This is a genomic window from Exiguobacterium sp. EF_C8 (assembly GCF_054956715.1).
On the sequence record NZ_CM143264.1, the window covers coordinates 620,419 to 645,722 of the forward strand.

The 25,304-nt window shown below is 44.7% G+C and carries 25 protein-coding genes and 1 other annotated feature; of the genes, 17 read left to right on the plus strand and 8 right to left on the minus strand.

The window, feature by feature from the left end:
* Nucleotides 1–5: 5 nt before the first annotated feature.
* On the minus strand, nt 6–1,685 hold the full coding sequence (locus ACY2IG_RS03270) for a formate--tetrahydrofolate ligase (protein WP_375092356.1): 1,680 nt from the start codon (nt 1,683–1,685) through the stop codon (nt 6–8).
* Nucleotides 1,686–1,851: 166 nt separating this feature from the next.
* On the opposite strand from ACY2IG_RS03270, the gene ACY2IG_RS03275 reads away from it, so the two are divergent.
* The 5 genes from ACY2IG_RS03275 to ACY2IG_RS03295 all read left to right on the plus strand — a co-directional run bounded on the left by ACY2IG_RS03275 (nt 1,852) and on the right by ACY2IG_RS03295 (nt 6,099).
* Nucleotides 1,852–2,739 carry a carbohydrate ABC transporter permease gene (locus ACY2IG_RS03275; protein WP_052019165.1) on the plus strand — a complete coding sequence of 296 codons (888 nt, stop codon included), beginning with the start codon at nt 1,852–1,854 and terminating at the stop codon, nt 2,737–2,739.
* Nucleotides 2,736–3,623 (plus strand): carbohydrate ABC transporter permease, encoded by an 888-nt coding sequence (locus ACY2IG_RS03280; RefSeq protein WP_035412579.1) that lies wholly within the window; start codon nt 2,736–2,738, stop codon nt 3,621–3,623. The genes ACY2IG_RS03275 and ACY2IG_RS03280 overlap by 4 nt, the downstream gene beginning before the upstream one ends.
* A 144-nt stretch (nt 3,624–3,767) precedes the next feature.
* Nucleotides 3,768–4,015: a binding site (T-box leader), on the plus strand.
* Between the two features lie 66 nt (nt 4,016–4,081).
* Nucleotides 4,082–5,056 (plus strand): aspartate--ammonia ligase, encoded by a 975-nt coding sequence (gene asnA / locus ACY2IG_RS03285; RefSeq protein WP_035412582.1) that lies wholly within the window; start codon nt 4,082–4,084, stop codon nt 5,054–5,056.
* 169 nt (nt 5,057–5,225) lie between these two features.
* Nucleotides 5,226–5,447, plus strand: coding sequence for a hypothetical protein (locus ACY2IG_RS03290; protein ID WP_035412585.1), 222 nt, complete (start codon nt 5,226–5,228; stop codon nt 5,445–5,447).
* Nucleotides 5,448–5,463: 16 nt separating this feature from the next.
* Entirely contained in the window at nt 5,464–6,099 is a 636-nt protein-coding gene (locus ACY2IG_RS03295; RefSeq protein ID WP_462618362.1) for a DedA family protein, read from the plus strand.
* A gap of 152 nt (nt 6,100–6,251) precedes the next feature.
* On the opposite strand, the gene ACY2IG_RS03300 is transcribed toward ACY2IG_RS03295, so the two are convergent.
* Complete coding sequence (locus ACY2IG_RS03300) at nt 6,252–7,712, minus strand: potassium/proton antiporter (RefSeq protein ID WP_462618363.1); 1,461 nt, start codon at nt 7,710–7,712, stop codon at nt 6,252–6,254.
* A gap of 190 nt (nt 7,713–7,902) precedes the next feature.
* On the opposite strand from ACY2IG_RS03300, the gene ACY2IG_RS03305 reads away from it, so the two are divergent.
* Nucleotides 7,903–9,183, plus strand: coding sequence for an ABC transporter substrate-binding protein (locus ACY2IG_RS03305; RefSeq protein WP_035412590.1), 1,281 nt, complete (start codon nt 7,903–7,905; stop codon nt 9,181–9,183).
* Between the two features lie 59 nt (nt 9,184–9,242).
* Here ACY2IG_RS03305 and ACY2IG_RS03310 read toward each other — a convergent pair whose 3' ends face one another.
* Entirely contained in the window at nt 9,243–10,532 is a 1,290-nt protein-coding gene (locus tag ACY2IG_RS03310; protein ID WP_035412593.1) for an NCS2 family permease, read from the minus strand.
* A 197-nt stretch (nt 10,533–10,729) separates the two neighbouring features.
* Here ACY2IG_RS03310 and ACY2IG_RS03315 point away from each other — a divergent pair, with 197 nt between their 5' ends.
* From ACY2IG_RS03315 to ACY2IG_RS03365, 11 genes are all read left to right on the plus strand, one after another.
* On the plus strand, nt 10,730–12,493 hold the full coding sequence (locus tag ACY2IG_RS03315; RefSeq protein WP_035412597.1) for a sensor histidine kinase: 1,764 nt from the start codon (nt 10,730–10,732) through the stop codon (nt 12,491–12,493).
* A complete protein-coding gene (locus tag ACY2IG_RS03320) occupies nt 12,490–13,194 on the plus strand; it encodes a response regulator transcription factor (protein ID WP_035412600.1) in 705 nt (234 codons plus the stop codon). Before ACY2IG_RS03315 ends, ACY2IG_RS03320 begins: the two co-directional genes overlap by 4 nt.
* A 24-nt stretch (nt 13,195–13,218) precedes the next feature.
* A complete protein-coding gene (deoD, locus tag ACY2IG_RS03325) occupies nt 13,219–13,926 on the plus strand; it encodes a purine-nucleoside phosphorylase (RefSeq protein ID WP_035412602.1) in 708 nt (235 codons plus the stop codon).
* A gap of 100 nt (nt 13,927–14,026) precedes the next feature.
* Nucleotides 14,027–15,409: an aldehyde dehydrogenase gene (locus ACY2IG_RS03330; RefSeq protein ID WP_462618364.1), complete on the plus strand. Its 1,383-nt coding sequence runs from the start codon at nt 14,027–14,029 to the stop codon at nt 15,407–15,409.
* 64 nt (nt 15,410–15,473) lie between these two features.
* Nucleotides 15,474–16,643, plus strand: a complete 1,170-nt coding sequence (locus tag ACY2IG_RS03335) for a CDP-glycerol glycerophosphotransferase family protein (RefSeq protein ID WP_462618365.1) — start codon at nt 15,474–15,476, stop codon at nt 16,641–16,643.
* Between the two features lie 17 nt (nt 16,644–16,660).
* A complete protein-coding gene (gene tagD, locus ACY2IG_RS03340; protein ID WP_023467250.1) occupies nt 16,661–17,050 on the plus strand; it encodes a glycerol-3-phosphate cytidylyltransferase in 390 nt (129 codons plus the stop codon).
* A gap of 63 nt (nt 17,051–17,113) precedes the next feature.
* On the plus strand, nt 17,114–18,250 hold the full coding sequence (locus ACY2IG_RS03345) for a CDP-glycerol glycerophosphotransferase family protein (protein WP_462618713.1): 1,137 nt from the start codon (nt 17,114–17,116) through the stop codon (nt 18,248–18,250).
* A 157-nt stretch (nt 18,251–18,407) separates the two neighbouring features.
* Complete coding sequence (locus ACY2IG_RS03350) at nt 18,408–19,121, plus strand: Crp/Fnr family transcriptional regulator (RefSeq protein WP_251137623.1); 714 nt, start codon at nt 18,408–18,410, stop codon at nt 19,119–19,121.
* A 232-nt stretch (nt 19,122–19,353) separates the two neighbouring features.
* Nucleotides 19,354–19,467, plus strand: a complete 114-nt coding sequence (locus ACY2IG_RS03355; RefSeq protein ID WP_155960209.1) for a cytochrome C oxidase subunit II — start codon at nt 19,354–19,356, stop codon at nt 19,465–19,467.
* A gap of 12 nt (nt 19,468–19,479) precedes the next feature.
* Nucleotides 19,480–19,950 (plus strand): cytochrome c oxidase subunit II, encoded by a 471-nt coding sequence (locus ACY2IG_RS03360; RefSeq protein ID WP_035412613.1) that lies wholly within the window; start codon nt 19,480–19,482, stop codon nt 19,948–19,950.
* 1 nt (nt 19,951) lies between these two features.
* A complete protein-coding gene (locus ACY2IG_RS03365) occupies nt 19,952–21,643 on the plus strand; it encodes a b(o/a)3-type cytochrome-c oxidase subunit 1 (protein WP_462618366.1) in 1,692 nt (563 codons plus the stop codon).
* 99 nt (nt 21,644–21,742) lie between these two features.
* On the opposite strand, the gene ACY2IG_RS03370 is transcribed toward ACY2IG_RS03365, so the two are convergent.
* Genes ACY2IG_RS03370 through ACY2IG_RS03390 form a run of 5 tightly spaced genes read right to left on the minus strand, consistent with a single transcriptional unit; the run spans nt 21,743 to nt 25,215 of the window.
* On the minus strand, nt 21,743–22,372 hold the full coding sequence (locus ACY2IG_RS03370; RefSeq protein WP_056063585.1) for a LuxR C-terminal-related transcriptional regulator: 630 nt from the start codon (nt 22,370–22,372) through the stop codon (nt 21,743–21,745).
* Complete coding sequence (locus ACY2IG_RS03375; RefSeq protein ID WP_462618367.1) at nt 22,369–23,394, minus strand: sensor histidine kinase; 1,026 nt, start codon at nt 23,392–23,394, stop codon at nt 22,369–22,371. Before ACY2IG_RS03375 ends, ACY2IG_RS03370 begins: the two co-directional genes overlap by 4 nt.
* Nucleotides 23,391–24,110, minus strand: a complete 720-nt coding sequence (gene liaF / locus ACY2IG_RS03380) for a cell wall-active antibiotics response protein LiaF (RefSeq protein ID WP_029340864.1) — start codon at nt 24,108–24,110, stop codon at nt 23,391–23,393. Before liaF ends, ACY2IG_RS03375 begins: the two co-directional genes overlap by 4 nt.
* A 59-nt stretch (nt 24,111–24,169) precedes the next feature.
* On the minus strand, nt 24,170–24,787 hold the full coding sequence (locus ACY2IG_RS03385; protein ID WP_023467259.1) for a PspA/IM30 family protein: 618 nt from the start codon (nt 24,785–24,787) through the stop codon (nt 24,170–24,172).
* Nucleotides 24,788–24,837: 50 nt separating this feature from the next.
* A complete protein-coding gene (locus ACY2IG_RS03390; RefSeq protein ID WP_023467260.1) occupies nt 24,838–25,215 on the minus strand; it encodes a lmo0954 family membrane protein in 378 nt (125 codons plus the stop codon).
* Nucleotides 25,216–25,304: the final 89 nt, after the last annotated feature.

Sequence of the window (25,304 nt, forward strand, 5' to 3'; positions counted from 1 at the left end):
TCTCATTAAGAAAGTCCGAATACCTGTCCGTCTTCAGAAACGCCCATATGGAAGGCAGCAGGAACCGCGGGTAATCCCGGCATCGTTAATACATTCCCAGTCAATGCAACGATGAATCCTGCACCAATCGATGGTCGGATTTCACGAACTGTAATCGTGAAGTCTTCGACACGACCATACCGAGCGGGGTCATCGGTTAAAGAAAATGGCGTTTTTGCCATACAAATCGGTAAATGATTCAATCCCATCTCCGTACACCGTTCGAGTTCGCGGAGGGCTTTGTCTTCAAAATGAACGTCGGCTGCGCCATAGACACGTTTTGCGATACGTTCGATCTTTTGACGAAGCGGCAACTCGTCAGGGTACAGTGGACGGAACTGGCTTGGTTCCTCAAGTGCTTGCATGACTTCCGCGACGAGTGCTTCACCGCCGGCACCGCCTTTACTGAAGACTTCGCTTTCCGCCACACGAATATTTCGTTCCTGGCACCATGTCAAAATCATGTTCCGCTCGGCTTCCGTATCGGTGAAGAAACGGTTCAAGGCAACGACGGCAGGGACACCGAACAAGTTCATCGTCTCAACGTGTTTTTCAAGTAAAGCAAGACCATCCGTTAAGGCAGCGAGGTTTTCTTCGCTGAGTTGTGTTCTGTCTACACCACCATGCATCTTCAAGGCACGAACCGTAGCGACGATGACGACGGCATCCGGATGGAGTTTGCCAATCCGAGATTTGATATTGAAGAATTTCTCAGCTCCTAAGTCAGCGCCGAATCCTGCTTCTGTGACAACGTAGTCACTTAACTTCAACGCGGTTTGTGTAGCAATCAAAGAGTTGCAGCCGTGTGCGATGTTCGCGAACGGTCCGCCATGAATCAATGCCGGTGTTCCTTCGACGGTCTGAACGAGGTTTGGGCGGAACGCATCTTTTAGAAGTAACGTTGCAGCTCCTGATGCTTGAATATTCTTGACCGTAACCGGCTGTTGATCGTACGTATACGCAACGACAATGCGGCTCAGGCGTCGTTCGAGATCCGTGATAGAGTCTGATAGACAGAGGACAGCCATGATTTCGGAAGCGACCGTGATATCGAAGCCATCTTGACGCGGAACGCCATGTGCAGGACCGCCGAGACCAATCGTAACTTGGCGCAAGGCACGGTCGTTTAAATCAAGCACACGTTTCCAGACGATACGGCGTGGATCAATGCCAAGAATGTTGCCTTGATGCAGGTGATTGTCGAGCAAGGCACTGATTGTATTATGAGCAGATGTGATCGCATGCATATCACCTGTGAAATGGAGATTGATCTCCTCCATCGGCAGGACTTGGCTATAGCCACCACCACACGCACCACCTTTTAATCCCATCGTCGGACCAAGTGAGGGTTCCCGTAAACAAATCATCGTCTTATGGTTTGCTCGGTGTAGTGCTTGTCCGAGTCCGACAGTGACGGTTGATTTCCCTTCACCGGCAGCCGTTGGATTGATAGCAGTGACAAGAATCAGTTTGCCGTCAGATTTCGTTGCCAACCGGTTCAGCAGCCCGTCTGTCAACTTCGCTTTATACTTTCCGTACGTATCAAAATCTTCTTCTTGCAAACCAATCCGATCCGCGATTTCTCGAATCGGGCGTAAGACAGTTTGTTGTGCGATTTCTAAGTCAGAACGAATGGTCTTTTCCATGGTATCGACTCCCTCTTTGATTGGATCTCTCTTTTTTCTAATAGTAGCCTATCTAGTGTGAACGCGCCAAAAGAAAACGTTCAATATTTTCCACCCAATGGGTCAAATGGTGACGTGTTCAAGTGTAAGTGAAAGACGTACTGTAGAGTGGAGGAGGGATGAAACAATGACATCTGGACAAAAGAAGTGGAAACGCGGTCTTGATTTTTGGCTCTTCGTCGGACCGGTCTTTCTTGTATTCGCAGTGATCGTGCTTGTACCGTTTTTCAATGGCGTCATGTATTCGTTCACGGACTGGAATGGTGTAACAGGAGAATTAAATTGGATCGGCTTTGATAACTATGTCCGTCTCTTTACGAGTGACGAGCAGTTTCAGCAGTCATTTTGGTTGACGACGAAATATACGGTCGTCGCCGTCGTCTTAACGAATGTCGTCGGTTTCATCTTGGCGTTCTTATTGACACAAAATATTCGCACACGTAATTTCTTACGGACAATATTCTTTATGCCGAACTTAATCGGTGGATTGATTCTCGGATTCGTCTGGCAGTTCATCTATGTCAAAGGCTTTGCATCAATCGGTGAATTGACAGGGTGGAGCATATTTGAACTTCCATGGTTAGGAGATGCCCGAACAGGGTTCTGGGGTATCGTCATCGTTTCAATTTGGCAAGGTGGCGGTTACATCATGGTCATCTATATCGCGGCTCTACAAAACGTTCCTCAAGAGCTGATTGAAGCAGCAAAAATCGATGGTGCCAATCGTCTATCGACGTTACGGAACATTACGTTGCCACTGATTATGCCGTCCGTCACGATTTGTTTGTTCTTAACGATTTCGTGGTCCTTCAAGTTATTCGATACGAACTTGTCACTAACGAATGGTGGACCCTTCAAATCGACCGAAATGCTTGCTTTAAACATTTACAAGGAATCGTTTACGAATAATAATCTTGGACTCGGTTCAGCGAAAGCAATCATCTTCTTCGTTGTTGTTGCGGCGATTACAGTCACTCAAGTCTATCTGACGAAAAAACGGGAGGTGGAAGCATGAGTACGGCACAACCGTTACCTACTCCGCAAGAGGAGAAACCAAAGCGCTCTAAAAAGGCGAGAGGTCGTTATTCACTCCGTCTTGGAACAGTCGAACTAGCAGCCTTATTGATGGGGCTTCTGTATATGATTCCGTTTTATTACGTCGTCTCGAATTCATTCAAGACGCAGGGAGATATCTTTACGAACACATCGGGTCTACCAAAGGAATGGATGACTTCCAACTATTCAGAAGCATGGGAAGCCATGAACTTCGGAAAAGTCTTTTTAAACTCCGTCATCATTACAGTCGGTGCTAATGCGGTCATCATCATCTTTTGTTCGATGGCAGCCTGGAAGCTTGTCCGTACGAAAACACGTTTGTCGACGATCATCTTCTTCTTGTTCGTTGCTGCGATGATCATTCCATTCCAATCAATCATGATTCCTTTATCGAAACTGTCTGGGGATCTTGGATTACAGAATAGTTATTGGGGACTGATTTTGATGTACCTTGGTTTTGGTTCTGGACTATCGATCTTCCTGTATCATGGTTTCATGAAGTCGATTCCTGAAGAAATCGAGGAGGCAGCAATCATTGATGGTTGTTCACAATGGGGTGTGTTCTGGCGCATCGTCTTCCCATTGCTCAAGCCGATTACAGTGACGATCATCATCTTGAACACGCTGTGGATTTGGAACGATTTCTTATTACCCTCGCTCATGTTACGAGATGTCGATTTACGGACGATTCCTCTCGCGACGTTTTACTTCTTCGGACAGTATACAAAACAATGGGACTTGGCTCTTGCCGGACTCGTGCTTGGGATCATTCCGTTGTTGCTATTCTTCTTCGCCCTGCAAAAACAGATCATTCAAGGGATTACAAGTGGATCAATCAAATAATTTTTGTAAGCGCGTTCTCGATTCTAGGAGAACGCTTTTTTTATGTTTCATGCATCAGATTAATCTGATAACTTTTATTTTTTTTGAAAAAAAGGCTTTTCAAACACTTGCGACCTGTTGTACGATGTTCTCAATTCAATTGTAACAACGACGTTGAAGGGAAGAGTAACACCTTGTACGACCGTATAGCGAGCTGGGGATGGTGAGAGCCCAGTCGGAAGCAAGATGCGAAGAACCTCCCGGAGTCGCTACCCGAACCCGAATGTCAGTAGGCGTAGCCGGAGTTGCCTGTCCGTTATCATATGGCCGAAGATGAAGTGATTCGTCTTTTGAGTGAGCAACATCGTTGCTAACATGGGTGGTACCGCGGAACCGAGTCTTTCGTCCCATATTCTTGGGAAAGAAGGGCTCTTTTTTATGGCTTCTTTTTCAAAACACAATTGAGGAGGAACACCACCATGACAACACTCGTATCGATGAAACACACACAGGAAGCAATCACACTCGTAAAGAAACGCTTTGAGGAACGCTTTTCGACGACACTCGGATTAACACGTGTTGAAGCACCATTGTTCGTAGAGAGCACACTCGGCGTCAACGACCATCTCAACGGCGTAGAGCGCATCATCCGCTTTGATGCACTAGATCACACGACAGATCTTGAAATCGTCCAATCCCTTGCGAAATGGAAACGTCAAGCGCTTCACACATACGGATTCGAAGCTGGAGAAGGATTATACACATTGATGCATGCGATTCGTCGTGATGAGATACTTGATGCGACACATTCCATCCACGTCGACCAGTGGGATTGGGAACGGGTCATTACGAAAGAACAACGGACGAGTGCCTATCTAAAAGAAACGGTACAAGCGATTTATGCAACGATTCGCCAAGTCGAGCAAGAAGTGGAAGCAGAGTATGGCATTTCAGCGATCTTACCGGAAACGATTCATTTCATGACAACACAAGAACTAGAGGATGCCTATCCAACGCTTTCAACAAAAGAACGTGAAACAGAGGTCACGAAGGCATACGGTGCTGTTTTCTTGATGCAGATTGGTGGCGCGCTTGCTTCGGGAGAGAAGCATGATGGTCGAGCGGCAGATTACGACGATTGGACACTCAACGGTGACATCTTAGTACATCACCCAGAAATCGGAGCATTTGAATTGTCTTCAATGGGAATTCGTGTTGACCGTGAAGCGCTATTAAAACAGACGTCCATCGCTCAAGAAGAGGATAAATTGGCTTTCCCGTTCCATCAAGGTGTGCTCGAAGAGCGTCTGCCGTTAACGATGGGTGGAGGGATTGGTCAATCACGTATGGCGATGTTCTTATTGAAGAAACGTCATATCGGCGAAGTCCAAGCTTCTGTCTGGTCGGAAGAGACTCGTAAAAGTCTTCAAGCTGAAGGTATTCACTTGCTCTAACATATATATAGTAAGAAAGCGTCAAAGGAATGATATTTTAAGTAACGAAGAGCACACTTCCATTCGGAAGTGTGCTCTTTTTTTAAAGGTCATAAGACCTCAGGCGGAGGAAAAGCGTGTCAATTCTTGATAGAATGGGGATAACAATAAATAAGAAAGAGGTGAAAGCATGTCTTCTCTATTAATCGTCGGAATACTCATCCCCATTTTGTTCATTGCGTTTCTTTGGTTCAACATTAAAGGTTTACGGACAATGTGGCGGGATTATAAACGGACAGGCTCAATCGTTGCACTCGGCTTTTTCATTGTCGGGGTCATCGGAATTTTCACAGGTGTCTGGACAACTCTAGTCGTCATCATTTATTATCTCCTCCGTCCAGCGAGAGGATGAACGGAGGGTTACTCGTATGTTGGAATGGTTATTTTCGGCCGGAGAATCCAATCTCTGGCTGTTTTTAGGAATCATGATCATTGGTCTTGGAACAGAATTGATTCCAGCAGAAGTCGGATTACCGCTACTCGGTTTATATGTATCGAACGGAACAGTCAGTTGGACAATTGCTGTTCTCGTCGGCTTTCTAGGGAGTTTGATGGGGGCGACAGTCTTTTATCTCTCAGGGCGTTACGCAGGACGTCCAATCCTTGTACGATACGGAAAATGGTTACTGATCAAAGAAAAAGAAATTGAGCAGGGTGAGCGAATCGTCGGAAAGTATGGAACATGGTCCGCGTTATTTGGACGATTCTTCCCTGTCGTTCGTTCAGTCGTCTCGATTCCCTGTGGTCTGTTTGGTCTTTCATTCAAGCGCTATCTACTCGCTTCAAGTATTGGATTATTTCCGGTCTCTTTCTTTTACATCTGGGTCGGGGAGCGATTCGGAGTAAAGCGAGCGGAGTCAATGCTTAAAGGGCTAGAGCAGGAGTTATGGTGGATTTTAGGCGGAATCGTCGTAATCCTCGGCGGGTACATCCTGTATCGTCGCTCTAAAGCGAAACAACACGGACAGACGCAAGACGTAAAAACGAAGCAACAGAATAAATGAAGGGGTCGACAAAAAGTCAGTCTCTACAAAGATAAGTGTGGCAGAATGATGATCTGCCACCCTTATCTCATAAAAAAGGACTCGTCACACGCGACACCTACAGGAAAGGGCGTGAAAAGACGAGTCCTTCTTTTTTTGAGTAAGCCCGGGATTCAAGCAGGAGGAAACAAGAATCGCTTCAGCGACTTAATACGATGTTTAGGCGTCAGCAGTAACAGTTGATCATTGCCTTCAAGAGCAGTGTCGCCACGGGGAGTAATGATATGATCATCGCGAATGATGGCGGTAATCAAAAACTCTTGCGGTAGATCGATTTCTGATATCGTCGTTCCGATGAACGGATGGGACATCGGTAACGTCAATTCAATGATTTCTGCGTTCGGTTTACCGATCGACATGAACTCAATGACCGTATGGATAGCAGAAGTCTGTGTCTCGTTGAGACGTAACCGTTCGGAAAGGAATGTCAACATACTCCCTTGAATCAGTGTCGATAGTAGAACTGTAAAGAACACGATATTGAAAATCATCGATGCATTCTCGATGTCGGCAACGAGTGGGTATGTCGCAAGAATGATCGGTACCGCTCCTTTTAGACCAGCAAAAGAAATAAAGACCTTCTCTTGCCACGAATAACGAAACGGCAATAAGCTAATCCAAACGGACAGCGGTCGAGCAATGAAAATCAAAATCAACGCAAGGGCAACGGAAGACAGGATAACCCGGATATCGAGCAATTGTTTCGGGAAGACGAGCAAACCGAGAACAATGAACATTCCGATTTGAGCTAGGTGCGCCATACTCATCGTAAAGCGGACGAGCGTCTGACGGTAGACGAGTTCATGATTACTGATATAGATTGCTGTCACATAAACGGCGAGAAATCCACTAGCATGAAATGTATCAGCTAACCCGAAAGACAAGAAAGCAAACGACATGAGTAAAATCGGATAAAAGCTCGAGGAAGATAAGTCAATCCGATTGATCAAGGTTGAAGCTGTCCATCCAATGAATAGACCGATTAAAAGCCCCATCGACATTTCCCAAACGAGTGAACCGAGTCCCATCCAGAGTGATGCTTCTTCAGGATTCGTCACGAATTCAAGGAATAAGACGGTCAAAAAGACAGCCATGGGGTCATTCGTTCCAGATTCAACTTCGAGTGTTGACCCTACCTTACGTCGGATCGGTTGTCCACTTAAGACAGAAAAGATGGCAGCAGCATCCGTCGATCCTACGATTGCGCCAAGTAAAAAGGCATTCGCCCAACTGAAGCCAAGAATGTAATGGGAGGCAACTGCAACGATGGAAGTAGCAATGAAGACTCCGAACGTTGCAAGAGAAAGCGAAGGTGCGAGCTCGTGTCGCACTTCTTTCCAAGCTGTTTGCAGACCACCTTCAAACAGAATGATGATCAGAGCGACAGTTCCAAGAAGCTGGGCAAGTTCCGCATCGTCAAAGCGAATGAAACCCGTAATATCACTTCCGGCAATCATACCAAGAGCGATAAAAATCAATAGAGCAGGAATATTCAGACGACTTGATAACTTCGTCGTCCACACAGCGGCGAACAATAGTATACCAATCAATAAAATCGTGAATTGTAAGGACATGGCATCAAGCTCCTATTCAATAAAGAATCTTCTAGTTTCATGATACAACAATCCCGATGAAAAGACTCGGATAACGATTGTTCAATATTTTCCACCACACCGGACAACTTTCTCTCTCTTCATTGCAAGCGTTTTCATTTATTGTGAAGGTGTAGCACGTAAATGAAACGAAATCAGGGAGGGAATCCGAATGCGTAAAAGAAGATGGGCAGCATTACCTGTCGTCACAACGGCGATGGTCGTCGCTTTGGCAGCATGTGGTGGCGGTACATTGAATAGCGATGACTCGAAAGATAGTGGTTCAAAAGATGGTAAGACGCTCAACGTATTCCAATTCAAGGCTGAAATCGCAAAAGACATGGAAAAAATGGCAAAAGCGTATGAGAAGGAGACGGGGACGAAAGTCGTCGTACAAACAGTTGGTGGTGGATCGGATTATGGTGCTGCCTTGAAGTCGCAGTTTGCCTCTGGGAATGAACCGGATGTCTTTAACAACGGTGGCTTTACGGAAGCAAAAACATGGCAGGATAAATTAGAAGATTTGTCAGACGAAAAATGGGTCGGTGATCTAACGGACCTATCAAAAGAGCCGATGACGATTGATGGAAAGTTATACGGCATGCCGATGAACCTTGAAGGATACGGCTTCATCTACAACAAAGATATCTTCAAAAAAGCAGGCATCACAGAGCTTCCAAAAACATTAACGGAATTAACGGATGCATCTAAAAAGTTGAAAGCAGATGGTGTGACGCCGTTTTCGATCGGATATGGAGAGTGGTGGATTCTTGGAAACCACCTAATGAACATTCCGGTCGCACAGCAGGATGATCCAGATCAGTTCATCGCGGACTTGAATGCTGGAAAAGCTAAATTCGAAGATAACAAACAGTTCAAGGAATTCATGAATCTGTTTGATTTGACGATTAAGTACGGGAATAAAAATCCGTTAACGACGGATTACAACACACAAGTTTCTCAGTTCGCTGAAGGTAAGACAGCGATGATTCAACAAGGGAACTGGGCACAGCAATTGATCACAGATGTGAATCCGGATATCAATATGGGCTTCATCCCGATGCCAATCAATGACGATAAAGAAAAAATGGATCGTCTCCCTGTTGGCGTACCAAATAACTGGGTCGTCAATAAAAACTCGAAGAATAAAGCAGAAGCGAAAAAATTCCTCGAGTGGATGGCGACATCTGATACAGGAAAAGACTACATGGTCAACAAATTCAAGTTTATTCCGGCCTTCAAATCAATCGAAGCAAAAGATTTAGGACCGCTTGCGGATGATATCCAAGCGTACTCGAAAGCTGGTAAAACGATCTCATGGAACTGGTTCAAGTATCCGGATGGTGCAGTAAACGAGTTTGGTGCGATCATGCAGGCATACGTCGGTAAGCAAAAAACAGCTGACGAGATGCTACAAGATTTCACGAAAACATGGGACAAAATGAAGAAATAAGAAGTGATTCAAAAAAACATGCCTGTTCCGATCAACTGACGGAACAGGCATGTTTTTTATTATAGGAAAAATAATTGGATGAAGAAGAGAAGCGCAAATACATAGATGAGTGGATGGACGCGCTCTTTTTGGATGGCTTTCATGATCGGATAAACGATGAAGCCGAATGCGATACCGGTTGCGATGCTACCGGATAACGGCATGATCAAGATGACAAGGAAAGCTGTGAAAGCTTCACTGAAATCATCCCATGGAATCTGTTTGATGTTTTGAATCATAAAGGCACCGACTAGAATCAACGCGGGTGCGGTAATCGCGGGAACACTTGAAATCGATTGAACGAACGGTCCAAAGATGGCAGATAATGCGAAGAGTATCCCGACCGTCACGGACGTGAGTCCAGTCCGACCACCCGCAGCAACACCTGCTGCAGATTCTACATAAGCAGTTGTTGGACTTGTTCCGAACAAGGAACCGGCAACCATCGCAGTCGAATCAGATAATAGTGCGCGTTCACTATTTTTCAATGATCCATCTTCTTCAATCAATCCAGCTTGTTCACCGACAGCGACCATCGTACCTGTCGTGTCAAACATCGTTACGAGCACGAAGGAGAGGACGCCGCTGAATAGCCCGTACTGAAATACGTCCTGAATGGCGTTGAACGGATTAGTGATGATCAATCCTTCCGGTAACGTTGGTAACGCGACGAAGGAATCTGAGAACTTTAATTCACCTGTCAAAAATGCGATCACACCAGAAAGGATCATGGCGTAAAGGATAGCTCCTGGTACCCGTTTGATCGTCAAGATCGCAGCAACTAATAACCCGATGAGTGTGATCAGCGCTTCTGGTGACGTCAAGGCACCAATCGTGACCAGTGTATCTTCACTACCAATGAGAATTCCTGACATCTTGAGACCAAGTGAAGCGATGAAGAGACCGATTCCACCCGTGATGGCAAGCTTTAAGGTCATCGGAATGATTTCGATCAGTTTCGTACGGATCGGCGAGAGTGACAACAATAAGAAGATGACACCAGCGACGAACACGACTGAAAGTGCTGTTTGATATGGAATTTTTTCACCGACGACAAGTGTATATGTGAAGTACGCGTTGAGTCCCATTCCGGGTGCGACTGCGATCGGTAGATTCGCATAGAACCCCATTAAAAGTGTACCGATCAATGTAGCGATGATCGTCGCAGAAAAAGCTTGGGCTTGAGGGATACCGGCATCTGCTAAAATCGTCGGATTGACGAGCAAAATGTATGCCATCGTAATAAACGTTACAAATCCGGCTTGGATTTCACGTTTTACGGTTGTTTGGTGTGCGGCAAGTTTAAACATGGATAAAAGAACCACCTTCATAACAAATTGATTAAAAGACGAACATTGATGATATTATAGTAAAATTCATTCGGAATCAAGTCGAAAGAAAAAATAATTTATTATTGCAATCCTGAAAGAGAATATCAGGAAATGATGTAAGCGAATTCAAGGTTATGATACGATTGATTACAAGAAAAAGGATGGGGGCGCCTTTTATGAAAAGTATCCGGACACGTTTGATTCGTCTCGTTGTCTTAGCGATCTTAATTCCGACAGCCCTCGCGACTTCGATTTCCTATCTTTATGTACGACACCAGAACATCGAACAGGCAGAACATTCTAGCCTGAACGTGTTGACTCGGGGAAATACACAGGTGACTCATTATATAGAGGATATTCGACGTCTATCAACGAGTTTATATGCGAATCGCTCGTTGATGAACATCATGCGTGTCGGAGCGGATCAGGAACTAGACGAATCCGATGGAGTCGTCTCGCGGGCGATGTTAGGTCTATTTTTATCCCGACAGGATATTGAGCAGTTACATTTCGTCATCTTGAATGGCTATTCAGAGTATTCGGTTTACAATATGAAAACGACGAGTCGGGGAACATTTGATTGGATGCAAGAAACGGATTATTTTCGATTAATGAAACAAAAAAACAGTTGGTTGATTGACGGAGCTCACCCGATCGAACCGTACAATGTGCATACGATGATTCTCGATGAGAAACAAGTCGTCAGTTTTCGTTATCGGATTGATCGTGTCGAGACGGATGAGCCGCTTGGGTTCCTCTCAGTCGATATTCCGGTTCGGGTATTTGAACAGCAATTAAAATTGTTCGAGAATGATCCGGATGAGTCGCTGTGGCTGATGACTGATCAACGTGTTCTGGCACAGACTGGAGCAAAGATGGACCTACCTACCGACCAATTCACTGGACAGAGTGGAAGTCTACGTGTCGGAAAATCGTTCATCGTCTACTCGAAAACGATGACGAACGGAATCCCGTTGACACTGATCAAACGGATTCCTTATGCATCCGTCATCCAAGGGGCAAACGAGACGGCATTGATTCTCGTACTGATTGGTCTCGCTTCTCTTATCGTCATGATTATTGCCGCGAGTCTAGTTGCCATGCAAATCACGAAACCGATTAAACAGTTGACGGCAAACGTCTGGCGAGTCGAACAGGGTGATTTATCGGCACCGTTCGTTGCCACGACGAATGACGAGATTGGATTACTCAATCGTCAGTTCCAACGCATGATTCAACGGATCGATCGTTTGATTAAACGGGAATATCGATTGGCGCTCGAAAATCGGACGAATGAGCTTCGAGCCTTACAATCTCAACTCAATCCTCACTTTTTATTCAACGCCTTGCAATCGATCGGAACGACGACGTTACAAGGGGACCGGAAGATCGCGTACCGCTCCATCACCGGATTATCGCAAATGATGCGTTACTCGATGAACAATGAACAAACGATCGTAACGTTAAAACAAGAAGTCGATCATCTTCAAGCATACATCCGTCTGCAACAGCAACGTTTTCCTGAGCGATTCCGTTATATCGTCGACGTCCCTTGGCACCTCAATGACATTGAAGTACCAAAAATGATCTTACAACCGTTTGCTGAAAACTATTTCAAACACGGCTTCCGTCAACAATTAGCGGCGACAGAAAACTATCTTGCCTACAAAGTACGGACGGATGGTGGACGTCTCATCATTCAAATCGAGAATAGCGGTGCCGTCCTTGAAACAGGACGACTTGAAGAAATTGATCGAAAAATGCGGATGCATCGTAGTCCAGAGGATCTCGAGACGAGCGGGATCGGTCTCCACAATATCTACGAACGTCTCTTGATATTTTACGGGGAGGAAGCAAGTATGACCCTCTCTTCTCCAGTGACGGAGGGGGGATTCAAAATCGTGATTCGGATTCCATATGAAAAGGGGGATTTGGCATGAACGTATTGATCGTAGATGATGAACGACATGTACGAGAAGCGGTCAAACTGCTCGGAGAATGGGACAGATGGCGTGTTTCAAACCTATACGAGGCGGAACATGGGGAAGAGGCAAAACGTTTACTGGATACCGGAACGATCGATTTAATGCTGACCGACGTCGAAATGCCTGGACTGGACGGATTAACGTTACTGGAATGGACAAAAAATCATCATCCAAAGGTCGTCACGATCGTGCTGACAGGGTATGATGATTATACGTATATGCGGCGTGCCATTTTGCATCAATCCTTTGATTATTTATTAAAGCCAGTTGATCCAGATGTACTCAATGATGCCTTGTCCCGCGCGATGGAATGTATCCATCCGGTAGTGGAATCAGGGGAAGCGATTGATCAAATCGCAAAATACATCGAAACGCATTATGCGGAAGAATTGACACTACAATTCATGAGCGAACGGTTTTACTTGAGCCGAGAGTATATATCACGGCGCTTCAAACAGCGTTTTTCTGTTAACTTATCTGATTACATTCAAACAATTCGTTTGAATCGGGCGAAGGAATTGTTGAGCGAGACGGAAGCGCGTATTTATGAAATTGCGCTTGAAGTCGGATATCAGGACGATAAGTATTTTCGGAAAGTGTTCAAAAAACAATTCGGTGTCACACCGAACGAGTTTCGTGAATTGTTGTCGATTTAAACGACTATCGAGGAGGAATCGTACATGAGTGTACACATTAACGCAGCTGAAGGACAAATCGCCGAAACGGTCTTACTTCCAGGAGATCCGTTACGGGCTAAATACATCGCTGAGACGTTTTTAGAGGATGTTGTTCTCTACAATGAAGTTCGAGGAATGTATGGTTTTACAGGTACTTATAAGGGTAAAAAAGTTTCTGTTCAAGGAACAGGTATGGGTGTACCATCGATGTCAATCTATGCGAACGAACTCGTTCAGTCGTATGGTGCGAAAAACTTGATTCGTGTCGGTACTGCTGGTGGCATTACTCCAGACGTTAAAGTCCGCGATGTCGTTATCGCAATGAGTGCTTCACATGACATGGCACAAAACCGCGCTCGTTTTAACGGATTAGACTACGCACCGACAGCGTCTTTTGATCTGTTGCATAAAGCCTATACAGCCGCAAAAGAACAAGGCATCGATGCAAAAGTCGGTCAAATCTTCACGACGGATCAGTTCTATCAAGATGATTTTCATCATTTCAAAAAATGGGCAGATTTCGGATGCCTCGCAATCGAGATGGAAGCAGCAGGACTGTATACGCTCGCTGCGAAACATAAGGTAAATGCATTGACGATTTTGACGATTTCGGATCATCTGTTGACAGGGGAAGAAACGACATCGGAAGAGCGTCAAACGACATTCAACGACATGATGAAAGTCGCGCTTGAGACAGCGATTCAATTATAAAGAGCAAGACGGAGAATCCTCTCCGTCTTTTTTCATATCGAAAAAGAGATATGGTAAGATGAAGGCAGTGTTATAGACCAGTTAAAGGAGAGATTCTCGGATGGAAACAACGATGACAGAGACAGTTCTTTCAGAACGCTTGCAATTACAACGGCACTTTTTCCGGACAGGGGCAACACGCAGTCTAGCCTTCCGCTTAAGTATGTTAACGTTCTTACGCCAAGCAATCGAAACACATGAAGCGGCGATTTATGAGGCATTAAAACAAGATCTTAATAAAGGACAGCATGATGCGTTCACGACGGAAATCGGATTCGTTTACGGAGAGATTCAACGGATGGAGAGACAACTCCGTCGACTGGCTAGACCAAAACGTGTCGCAACACCGCTTCTGCATATCGGGTCGAAAAGTGAAATTCAATACGAACCTTATGGCAATGTGCTTGTGATTGCACCATGGAACTATCCCTTCCAGCTCGCACTTGCTCCGGTCATTGGTGCGATTGCAGCGGGGAATACGGTCGTCCTTAAACCATCCGAGCTGACACCGAACGTCTCTCGTGTATTACGAGAAGTTTTTGAAACGGCATTCCATGAACGATTCGGAATCGTCATAGAAGGAGATGCTGAAGTCAGTAGCGCTTTATTAAACGAACGCTTTGATTATATCTTCTTTACGGGTTCCACACGCGTCGGAAAAATCGTGCATCAAGCTGCAGCGAAGCATTTGACACCGGTCACACTTGAACTGGGTGGTAAATCACCGACAATCGTTCACAAGGATGCGGATCTTCGTCTAGCAGCGAAGCGGATCGCATGGGGAAAATGGCTGAATGCCGGACAGACATGTATCGCCCCGGATTACGTATTGATTCATGAGGACGTTAAAGAACGTTTCTTGCAGTTGATTGAAGAAGAAGCCTTCAAACAGTACGGGAATGGCGTCGGCGTCTCATCCTACGTCAAAATCGTATCGGACGATCATCTGAATCGCCTCAGCAGTTACTTGTCGCAAGGGACGATTGAATTCGGTGGACAAGTCGATCCGGAAACGCGTAAGATGGCGCCGACCGTCATGACGAATGTAGCGGTGGATGCTCCAGTGATGCAAGACGAAATCTTTGGACCGATCCTACCGGTGTTGACCTACCGTGAAATCGAAGAGGTCATCGCGTTCGTCAATGATCGTGACAAACCGCTTGCGCTTTATCTGTTCACAGAGAACAAAGCCGTCGAACATCGTATCCTTGAACGGATTTCATTCGGTGGTGGATGTGTCAATGACACATTGATGCACGTCGCACAACATCACTTACCATTTGGTGGAGTCGGGGCGAGTGGCATGGGTGGATATCATGGCAAGTATAGTTTCGAGACGTTCAGCCATCGTAAAGGAATCGTCAAAAACACGACGGCGTTTGATTTACCTTTCCGCTACATGCGAACAAATAGCAATTCCAAATGGATGCGCTTTTTGTTATGATGAGCTGTATTGAATACGTGGTATGAGAGGGATTTTGATTGTGAAGAAGAAATTAATTCGACTCATGAAAAAAACAGGTATGGTGGAGCGAAGTCTTCGGGTCATGATGCGAATCTTCACCTTATTTCCGGTACGGAAAAATCGTGTCATGTTTGAAAGCTTTTTAGGCAAACAGTACAATGATAGTCCTAAAGCCATCTACGATGAGTTGAAAAAGATGAACGTTGACTTAGAATTGATCATCAGCAAACAACGCGGTGTTTCTATGACGGATGAACAGGTGACATCTGTGAATCGGATGACGATCAAATGGATTTTTTTATTAGCTACTTCTCGCGTTTGGGTGTCCAATAGTCGCCTTCCTTCATGGCTAGTAAAACGAAAAGGTACTCTATATTATCAAACATGGCACGGAACGCCACTTAAAAAATTAGCGCTTGATATGGTGGATGTCCGAATGGCGAACACATCAACTGATCATTATAAAAAAGACTTTGTAAAAGAATCAGCAAAATGGGATGTCCTTCTCTCTCCGAACGCATACTCGAGTGAAATTTTCAAAAGAGCGTTTGGATACGAAGGAAAAATGTTAGAAATCGGATATCCTAGAAACGATGTGCTGTACCAAAATGAAAAACATGAAAGTATTATTGAGCGGGTAAAGGCACATTATCAAATAGAAACCGATAAAAAGATTATTTTATATGCTCCAACATGGAGAGATGATGATTACGTTGAGCAAGGAAACTACTCATTTACATTACCTTTCTCCATTGAACGATTTGAGGAAGAATTTGGAGATGAGTATACAATGCTTGTACGACTCCATTATCTTGTTGGCGATCAATTGGATTTGAGTGCTGTCTCAGCGATTAAGAATGCCTCTAGATATCCGGAAATTTCTGAGCTATACTTAGCGGCAGATATCTTGATAACGGATTATTCCTCAGTGATGTTCGATTATGCGCACTTAAAACGTCCGATGCTATTCTACACCTATGATCTCAAACATTATCGTGATCATCTAAGAGGATTCTATTTTTCTTTTGAGGAAGAAGCACCGGGTCCGTTGATTCAAGAAGAGCAAATTCTTTTTGAAGAAATCAGACAGATCGAGTCGTGGGAGCGACGATTCGATTTGAAAAGTGAAGCATTTCGTCGTCATTATTGCGAATGGGATGACGGTCACGCAGCACAAAGAGCTGCGCTGGATATCTTAGAGAATATTAAATAAACGGGGAGTGTTTTTAGATGAAGAAGGTCATTACGTACGGTACATTTGATTTGTTACATTGGGGACATATCAATATTTTACGTCGCGCTAAAGAAATGGGAGATTACCTCATCGTGGCAATTTCGACAGATGAATTCAATCGTCTTAAGCATAAACAAGCGTACCATAACTATGAGAATCGTAAATTAATCTTAGAAGCAATTCGTTATGTGGATGAAGTCATTCCAGAGAACAACTGGGAACAAAAAGTAGAAGACGTTCAAAAACATAATGTTGATGTATTCGTTATGGGTGATGACTGGAAAGGTGAATTCGACTTCTTAAAAGACCATTGTGAAGTCGTTTACTTGGAGCGTACTGAAGGAATTTCAACTAGCCAAATTAAGAATGAGCTAGGCTCGAATTAATGGATGAAGAGACCTCGCGGGAGTGAGGTCTCTTTTTTAAGGGAGTCACTAAATATGCGTTCAATGATTATTTCGATCTATTTATTTATCTTTCGAATAGTCTATCAACTATTTTGTTTTTTACCCATTCAAGAAAAGACGTTATTTTGGATGAGCTATGGTGAAAATGCTATGCCAATACATCTTCGCTTAAATCAACGAAACAACCAACAAAAGCAAGTTCTTATCTTCGACGAACGCTATATGCGGGCGACAGATTGTTGGAATGTCAGTCGCAAAATTGCTTATCATCCAATGCGATTAATTACGATTTCTTATCATTTAGCTACTTCTCGTCATGTTTTTTTAGATAATTATATTGGAGAATTCAGCGTTTCCTCTACTCGAAAAAATACAAGGCGGATTCAATTGTGGCATGCCGCTGGAACGTTAAAACAGTTTGGGCTGACCTCATCGAAAACTCGTTCGATGTCCACGTCGACACAGAAACGATTTCGACGTGTCTATCAAGAATACGGAGATTTTATTGTTCCAGGAATGCGGTGTGCTGAACAATTCATGATGCCGCACGATTTAGAACGATCCCACTTTAAAGCGTTCGGCATGCCACGAACGGACTATTGGTTTGATGAGGAGCAACGAAAACAGAAAACAGTGGAATTAAGAAAACAATACGCAAAGACTGATCGTCGGATCTTATTGTATGCACCGACATACCGGGAATACAAAGAAACAGAAGATCATACGATTCAACAGTTTGAAAAACTTGCTCAAGCGGGATGGACGATTCTCGTTAAATTGCATCCGACGATTCGAGCGCTTTCGACCTATCGTTCTAGCCATATCCATCTTGTGGACGATACGTATTCAATCAATGATTACTTACTGATCACAGATGTGCTCATAACTGATTATTCCTCCATTCCATTTGAAAGCTGTCTCCTCAACATTCCGGCGTTCCTGTACACACCGGACATCGATACATATCGACAACTACCAGGACTTGTCGATCAGTATCCAAAACCATTACCGGTGCGACAGACGGAGCAGATGGCGCAATTGATGGAGTGGATCGTGTCTGACGCGATACTTGAAGAGTGCCGTCAGCACATGCAAGAATTCCAAACAAGTTGGTATGATCACCCACCAGGTCAAGCAGTTGAACGAATCGTTCATCATTATTACGGAACAGGTATGTAATACTATATCTGACGATTGCTTTAGTTTTAGAAGGCGGTCGTCAGATACTTTTTCAAAATTAATGTGAAACATTGAACAAAGTTTGACAATCTTTTGAAAATCAATTCTTTTGAACTGTGATGTTCTATACTAAAAGCAGAAGAAAAGGAGAGGAGAAATGGATATGCTGACTTGTGGAACGACTGAAGCGAATACGTTCATCTTATCACCTGAGACAAGAACGTTACTAGAAAGCTTCATGACGGAAACGACGTTCAAAAAGGATTCCATCGTCTGTTGGGAAGGGGAAATGAACGACAAGTTGTTTTATGTGAAACAAGGAGGCGTCAAACTATCGAAGTTGACGAAAAAAGGCAGTCCATTACTCATGTTCTTATATTTCAAAGGGGATCTATTTGGTGAATTTGATGTAGGAGAAGCTTTTCCGAGTTCATACAGTATCGAGACGATGGAGGATAGTATCATCGGTTTCCTCTCAAAAGAAAAATTAGAGGAACTCATGAGAAAGGATGGTACTTTTGCGCTTGAGATCATGCGGTGGCAAGCATTGATGCGGAAACAGACGGAGACTAAATTGCGCGACTTGCTATTGTTCGGAAAACCGGGTGCGTTAGCTTCGACGTTACTTCGTCTCATCGCGATGGAAGGGGAACAAGTAGGAGAAACCTACCGTCTTGCAAAACGTCCATCCGATGGGGAGTTTGGTCAATTGATTGGCGCACCGCGTGAAACGGTCAATCGGATGTTCTCCCAGTGGAAAAAAGAAGGTGTCATTTCGATGACGCCAAAAGAAATCATCATTCATGATGCACAATATCTGCGTGATCTGTGTCATTGTGAAGGATGCCCAGCAGGTGTTTGTCGAATTTAATAGATAGTGTACAAACAATTCAAACGTGAAGCAGAATTTTCTGTCTCATGTATGGATTGTTTTTTTTGTAGATGAGTCGTTCCTCCTTCTCTTGTTCAGATGTGAACTTTTTGTGTGTTTTTAGAAAGAAAAGTGCGGATTCTTCACATTTGAAGTGATATATATCACAGTTTCCGAACTTGCTGAATTCTTACAATAAAGACAAGTTCAAAGCAGGAGAGGAGTAATCACCATGGACCAAAAATCAGAATCAAACCTCAAAGGAACATTTATTGCCGTCCTGATCGTAGCAGGTATCATCATTGGGATGTGGAGCTCAATCTTTCTATTATTCTTATCACGGTAAGGGGGAGTCACAATGCATATTCATCGTCTAGAAAAAATCTGGCTGATTTTTGGAGCAGTGATGCTTGGCGTCTTTTTAACCATCATCGGCGTATCCGCTTTTGCATCCGGAAATCAACCGCCATCCGATGCAACATTGATTGATCCGACGAAAGTTGATCAAACGAAACCATTCGACAAGCCAGGACTAAAAAAAATCGATGACGACCGATACGAAGCGATCATCGTCGCACAAGCGTTCCAATTCACACCAAAAGATATGGTCATTCCCAAAGGGGCAACGGTTGATTTTTTGGTGACATCAAAAGATGTCGTCCATGGCTTTGAAATTGTCAAGACGAATGTCAATATGATGGTCGTTCCTGGTCATATCAATTCCATTGAATATACATTCAAGGAAGCTGGCGAGTATTTGGTCGTCTGTAATGAATACTGTGGATCGGGTCATCATATGATGGCAACCAAAATCAAGGTGGTGGAATAAGATGAATGCCATTTCAAAAAAATTAAGACAGTTCGAGATGGAGCGTGGTCTGCCTGCTACCGTCATCGGAATTAAGGAAGCGAAGCTCGCTTTCGCACATGTTAGTTTTTCACTCGTTGCCTTATTGATTGGTGGTTTATGTGGATTGTTGCAAACGATGGTGCGGACAGGTGTCATTCCAGAAATTGCTGGAGTCGGCTACTATGAGCTTCTCACTGCCCACGGGTTAATGCTTGCGATCGTCTTTACGACATTATTCATATTTGGATTACTGTTTTCATTTTTAGGTCAATCCTTTGGACGTTTCGAAGACTTTCCTCGACGTCTCGGGTGGGTTGGATTCTGGTTCATGATCCTTGGTGTCATCCTCGTCACATGGATGGTACTTGCAGGAGAAGCTTCCGTCCTCTATACATTCTATGCACCACTCAAGGCACATCCAGTATTTTATATTGGACTCGTCATCTTCGTCGTCGGAACGTGGATTGCTTCTGGTGCCATGTTCCGTATGTATGCTGATTATAAACGGGAACACCCTGGCGTTCATCCACCACTTCAAGCATACATGAGTATTATGACTGCCTTATTATGGGTGGTTGCGACACTCGGAGTAGCAGCGACGATTCTCTTTCAGCTCCTTCCCTTATCCCTTGGTTGGACGGATAAGGTCGGAATCGAGCTATCCCGGACGCTATTTTGGTACTTTGGTCATCCACTCGTCTATTTCTGGTTGTTACCTGCCTACATCGTCTGGTATACAGTCATCCCGAAAATCGTTGGTGGAAAGGTTTTTTCTGACGCGTTAGCACGTATGTCATTTTTATTGTTCCTCCTCTTTTCGTTCCCGGTTGGTTTTCACCATCAATTGTTAGAGCCGGGGATTTCTGCTTTTTGGAAGTATGTCCAAGTCGTCTTAACGTTCCTCGTCATCATTCCATCATTGATGACAGCCTTCTCGATGTTTGCGACTTTTGAGTTGGCGGGTCGTCGGAAAGGGGCGACCGGGGTATTTGGTTGGGTGAAAAAAATGCCGTATCGCGATGTACGTTTTCTTGCACCGTTCATCGGGATGTTGTTCTTCATTCCTGCAGGTGCAGGTGGTGTCATCAACGCATCCCATCAACTAAACATCATCGTTCACAATACGTTATGGGTCACAGGACACTTTCATATCACGGTCGGTGCCGCTGTGGCATTGACGTTCTTTGGAACGGCTTACTGGCTTGTCCCGCTCTTACGTGGTCGAACGTTAACAGCGGCAATGAATCGTCTTGGGCTTATTCAAACGGCTGCCTGGACGATCGGAATGCTCTTCATGTCGACAGCAATGCATATCTCAGGTCTACTCGGTAATCCACGACGGACGGGTCCTGCCGCCTACTTCAAAGATTCGATCGTCGCTGACTGGATTCCATATCATGTCGCCATGGCAATTGGTGGGACGATTTTATTCATCTCGATTCTATTGTTCTTGTATGCGATGTTCCAACTTGCATTTCGTACACCAAAAGGAACGGAAGAATTTCCGATTGCTAAAACGGAAGAAGAGGCGATGGCAACGCCACTCTTCTTTGAAAATTGGAAGCTATGGATTTTTGTAACGTTCGCTTTGATTGCGTTTGCGTACACAGTACCGATTTGGCATATGATTGAAAACGCCCCTCCAGGCGCTCCGGGATGGAAGCTTTGGTAATCGTTTCGTACAACATCAAAACCCCGAACGGTCTCTGACTAAGAGACGATTCGGGGTTTTTGGCATGCGCTTAAAGAATAAGTAATGAAGGGCTAAATCTTATTTGACGAGATTATGCTTGAAGGCATAGACGACAGCTTGTGTACGGTCTACGACATCTAGTTTTGATAAGATGTTCGAGACATGTGTTTTGACGGTTTTTAAGGAAATGAATAATTCGTCCGCAATCTCTTGGTTCGCCATACCACGAGCCATCAATTGAAGAACTTCCTGCTCACGTTCCGTTAAATCATCATGTAAGTGTGTCGTAGGACGACGAAGACGTTCCATCATTTTACCGGTCACTTGTGCTGCCATGACGGATTGACCGTTTGCTGTCTTGCGAATCGCTTCTGCGATGTCAAAGGCGCTAGCTGTCTTTAAAACGTAACTCATCGCACCCGCTTCAATGACAGGATAGACTTTCTCGTCATCAAGAAAACTCGTCACGACGAGAATTTTTGCTTCCGGCCAGTCTTTGCGGATCAACCGGGTTCCTTCGACGCCATCAACTGGCTCCATCACTAAATCCATCAAGATAACATCCGGTCGGTGTTCGAGCGCTAGCAAGGCTCCCACTTGACCATCCGAAGCTTCAGCGACGACCTCGATGTCTGGTTGTGTGGAAAGGAAAGCAGACACACCGGCCCGGACCATCTCGTGGTCATCTACTAATAATACGCGTATCATACTTGCACCATCCGATCTTTTCTAAGTTTTACTTCGATTTGGGTTCCTTGTCCAGGAACACTGACGAGACGAATCGTTCCACCCATCTCAGCCGTTCGTTCTCGCATCGAATTGATGCCATAAGAGGCAAGTTTTTTTTCATCAACAACAAATCCAACACCATCATCATTCATGCTCAGGATAATTGTTTCGTTGAATTCTCGGAGCTCAATATCCATATGGGACGCTTTCGCGTGACGTAAGGCATTCGTTAATCCTTCTTGAACGATCCGGAACAACTCGTTTTCGATTTGTCGTGGGAGTGACATCTCTTCTAACTTCCAACTCAATTGTGTGGACTGCTTTCTAGATAATTCTTCGAGCAGTTGAGAAAGTCCTTGTTGTAACGTCATCCCTTCGAGTTCGACGGGGCGAAGTTGAAGTAAGAGCGAACGCATTTCAGACTGTGCCGTTTGTGCCATCGTCTCGACCATTTCGATTTGTTTGGCAGCAGCTTCAGGTTGAGACAAAATCGTCTGTTTGGCTGCTGTCGTCATCATCGAGATGGCATAAAGTTGTTGTGAAACGGAGTCGTGTAAATCACGTGCGAGTCGCTTGCGTTCTTCGGTGACAGCTTGAATCCGTACCTGTTCGACGTGCTGCGGACGCATGCTGATCTTTTGAACGGTCTCGACTTGCTCGTCAATACGTTTTCCAATTCGTGACAGGCGTGTCAACGTATGAAAATAGGGACCGGGAACAATTGTAACATCTTTTCCTTGCTCCAGTTCGATGATGGCAGTCGTGACACGCTTGAAGTCACGACGCAAGAAAAAATAATGCATGCTACCGATAGCAAGCGGCAGTAGTAATGAGAGTCCGATGACGAGTAAAAGGACAGGAAAGTCTTGCTGACGGACGAAGAGAACATGCCAATCGACTTGGCGTGTACTTAAGAATAACAACGTCGTCATGACGGCTGTCAAGAAGCCCGTCATGACTTGCAGAGCGATGACACCAAGCGGAAATTGATCACGCTTCATATCGAAGACACCTCCACGTTGCCAATACCGAGCATGACATGAATACGAACCTTCCGCGTCGCTTCACCATATTCTGGTGCTCGGAATTGAATGCGTCGATTGAAGAAGGTCGGAATACGGCGGATGTCCGTCTTGACGCTTCCAAAGCCGATCGACGTGTCGAGCGTATAATCATAACCGGACGGTAAAAGAATCCGGACGTCCCCGACGACGCCACTGACGACGATCAATGTTTCACCTTCCGGGACATAGGCATGCGTCAAATCGATTTCTAAATCCTTGACGATGAACTGTTCACTTAAGTCCTGTAAGACATACGGTGCATCGGCCTGGGTCGAGAAGGAGTAAGCTGGTTGAATCTTGATGCCTTCCTCTTCATATTGATGGGGGGCAATCCGTGAAAACAAAAATTCACGGACAGAATGCCGTGTCACAAGAATGATCCCAAGATAGAGCAAAATTCCGGCAATGACAAAACCGATGGCAGCCGAACTGAGGACGACGCCAGCAAGAATGATCGTACCGACGATATAAAAGAGGATCGCTAGTTTTTCATGATTGCGCCGCCGGAAATGAATCCCGACGTAATACAGCAGGAAAGGGAATAAGACACCGAACAATACATTTCCTGCACCGGATAATAGGTCATAGAATAGACCAAGGGCGAACAGGATCGATACGTAACCGACCAGTTGTTTCGTACTTAATCGTCGCACGATCAATCTCCTTTCTAACATGACAAAGGGAGGCATACGCCTCCTTCGTCATGAACTGCTTATTGGTGAATGCGGCGTTCGAGTTCAGCGATACGCGCATCGATATCATCTTCATCAACGGCTGGTTGTTTTGCTTCAGGTTCTTCCGCCGTGAACGGATGTGCTTCTTCTTTTATAGTAGCATTTGGTTCGCGATCTAGCACCTGGTTCATCTTGTTTTTTAAGTTCGAAACATTTTCGCGCATCATCCATTCGTACCGTTTGTTCTGTAGGTCTTCGAGCTTCAACTTCAATTCGAGGGCTTCACGTTCAAGCTCATTTAACTCACGTTTCGTTTCAGCGACGAGTTCTTCGAAGAACCGGTATTGCTCTCCGTAATGTTTCGATTCGATGGCAGCACGTTCGGCGAGTTGCTGTTCACCGGCTTCGTTTGCGATTTCAACTTGTTTGAAGCGTTTATCGGCTAAATCCTTCGCTTCTTCCTGCTTTTGAGTCAGTTCCAGCAATAATGTCCGTTGACGCTCAAGTAGTCGATCAATCTCTTTTAAATCAGCTTCTGTAGATCGAATATGACGAACGAGCTTTTTAGCAGGTACTTCGCCCTGTTCAGCGGCTTTTTTGACTTCTGTCATCATTTGTGTCGCAAAATCATTGAGTTGATCAAACACGTTTTTCATGAAAAATTCCTCCTTGAAAGTGGTAAACAGTATGGGTATTATCTTTAAATTTAGAATCGTTTTTCGTCTAAGTCTTTCCAGTCAGCTTCAAAATGTGTTGTTGACGTACGGCGGCGGTTAAAGAGATCTTGAACATTGACACGCTGTAGTTTCATACGCATGTAACCGACGTACAATGCGATGGCTGCTGCGATTCCGATGACTGCCCAGATGTTTGAGAGGGCAAGTCCGATTCCGATGGCTGCTAGAAATCCGAAACCGAGTTTCGCTGGCCATTTGTTCGATTGCATGAACTTACTGATCGAATAGAACGCAAGTAATGCCCCTAAACCAAGTCCGATCATATGTGGTAATGTTCCGATGACAACGGCGAGTAATGCGAGTCCGGCAAGAATCATCACCAATTGTTTTCCTTTCGATTGCTTCATGAGGAAGCCTCCCTTGTGTTGATACCTTTATAATACGGAAGTCCTTCTGTTCGTACGACGCTCTTTGGACCGTATTTGCTCTCGGGCTT

Coding starts and splice junctions, on each gene's coding strand:
- ACY2IG_RS03270 (WP_375092356.1), bottom strand. CDS start 1,685: ATGGAAAAGACCATTCGTTCTGACTTAGAAATCGCACAACAAACTGTC.
- ACY2IG_RS03275 (WP_052019165.1), top strand. CDS start 1,852: ATGACATCTGGACAAAAGAAGTGGAAACGCGGTCTTGATTTTTGGCTC.
- ACY2IG_RS03280 (WP_035412579.1), top strand. CDS start 2,736: ATGAGTACGGCACAACCGTTACCTACTCCGCAAGAGGAGAAACCAAAG.
- asnA (WP_035412582.1), top strand. CDS start 4,082: ATGACAACACTCGTATCGATGAAACACACACAGGAAGCAATCACACTC.
- ACY2IG_RS03290 (WP_035412585.1), top strand. CDS start 5,226: ATGTCTTCTCTATTAATCGTCGGAATACTCATCCCCATTTTGTTCATT.
- ACY2IG_RS03295 (WP_462618362.1), top strand. CDS start 5,464: ATGTTGGAATGGTTATTTTCGGCCGGAGAATCCAATCTCTGGCTGTTT.
- ACY2IG_RS03300 (WP_462618363.1), bottom strand. CDS start 7,712: ATGTCCTTACAATTCACGATTTTATTGATTGGTATACTATTGTTCGCC.
- ACY2IG_RS03305 (WP_035412590.1), top strand. CDS start 7,903: ATGCGTAAAAGAAGATGGGCAGCATTACCTGTCGTCACAACGGCGATG.
- ACY2IG_RS03310 (WP_035412593.1), bottom strand. CDS start 10,532: ATGTTTAAACTTGCCGCACACCAAACAACCGTAAAACGTGAAATCCAA.
- ACY2IG_RS03315 (WP_035412597.1), top strand. CDS start 10,730: ATGAAAAGTATCCGGACACGTTTGATTCGTCTCGTTGTCTTAGCGATC.
- ACY2IG_RS03320 (WP_035412600.1), top strand. CDS start 12,490: ATGAACGTATTGATCGTAGATGATGAACGACATGTACGAGAAGCGGTC.
- deoD (WP_035412602.1), top strand. CDS start 13,219: ATGAGTGTACACATTAACGCAGCTGAAGGACAAATCGCCGAAACGGTC.
- ACY2IG_RS03330 (WP_462618364.1), top strand. CDS start 14,027: ATGGAAACAACGATGACAGAGACAGTTCTTTCAGAACGCTTGCAATTA.
- ACY2IG_RS03335 (WP_462618365.1), top strand. CDS start 15,474: ATGAAAAAAACAGGTATGGTGGAGCGAAGTCTTCGGGTCATGATGCGA.
- tagD (WP_023467250.1), top strand. CDS start 16,661: ATGAAGAAGGTCATTACGTACGGTACATTTGATTTGTTACATTGGGGA.
- ACY2IG_RS03345 (WP_462618713.1), top strand. CDS start 17,114: ATGATTATTTCGATCTATTTATTTATCTTTCGAATAGTCTATCAACTA.
- ACY2IG_RS03350 (WP_251137623.1), top strand. CDS start 18,408: ATGGATATGCTGACTTGTGGAACGACTGAAGCGAATACGTTCATCTTA.
- ACY2IG_RS03355 (WP_155960209.1), top strand. CDS start 19,354: ATGGACCAAAAATCAGAATCAAACCTCAAAGGAACATTTATTGCCGTC.
- ACY2IG_RS03360 (WP_035412613.1), top strand. CDS start 19,480: ATGCATATTCATCGTCTAGAAAAAATCTGGCTGATTTTTGGAGCAGTG.
- ACY2IG_RS03365 (WP_462618366.1), top strand. CDS start 19,952: ATGAATGCCATTTCAAAAAAATTAAGACAGTTCGAGATGGAGCGTGGT.
- ACY2IG_RS03370 (WP_056063585.1), bottom strand. CDS start 22,372: ATGATACGCGTATTATTAGTAGATGACCACGAGATGGTCCGGGCCGGT.
- ACY2IG_RS03375 (WP_462618367.1), bottom strand. CDS start 23,394: ATGAAGCGTGATCAATTTCCGCTTGGTGTCATCGCTCTGCAAGTCATG.
- ACY2IG_RS03385 (WP_023467259.1), bottom strand. CDS start 24,787: ATGAAAAACGTGTTTGATCAACTCAATGATTTTGCGACACAAATGATG.
- ACY2IG_RS03390 (WP_023467260.1), bottom strand. CDS start 25,215: ATGAAGCAATCGAAAGGAAAACAATTGGTGATGATTCTTGCCGGACTC.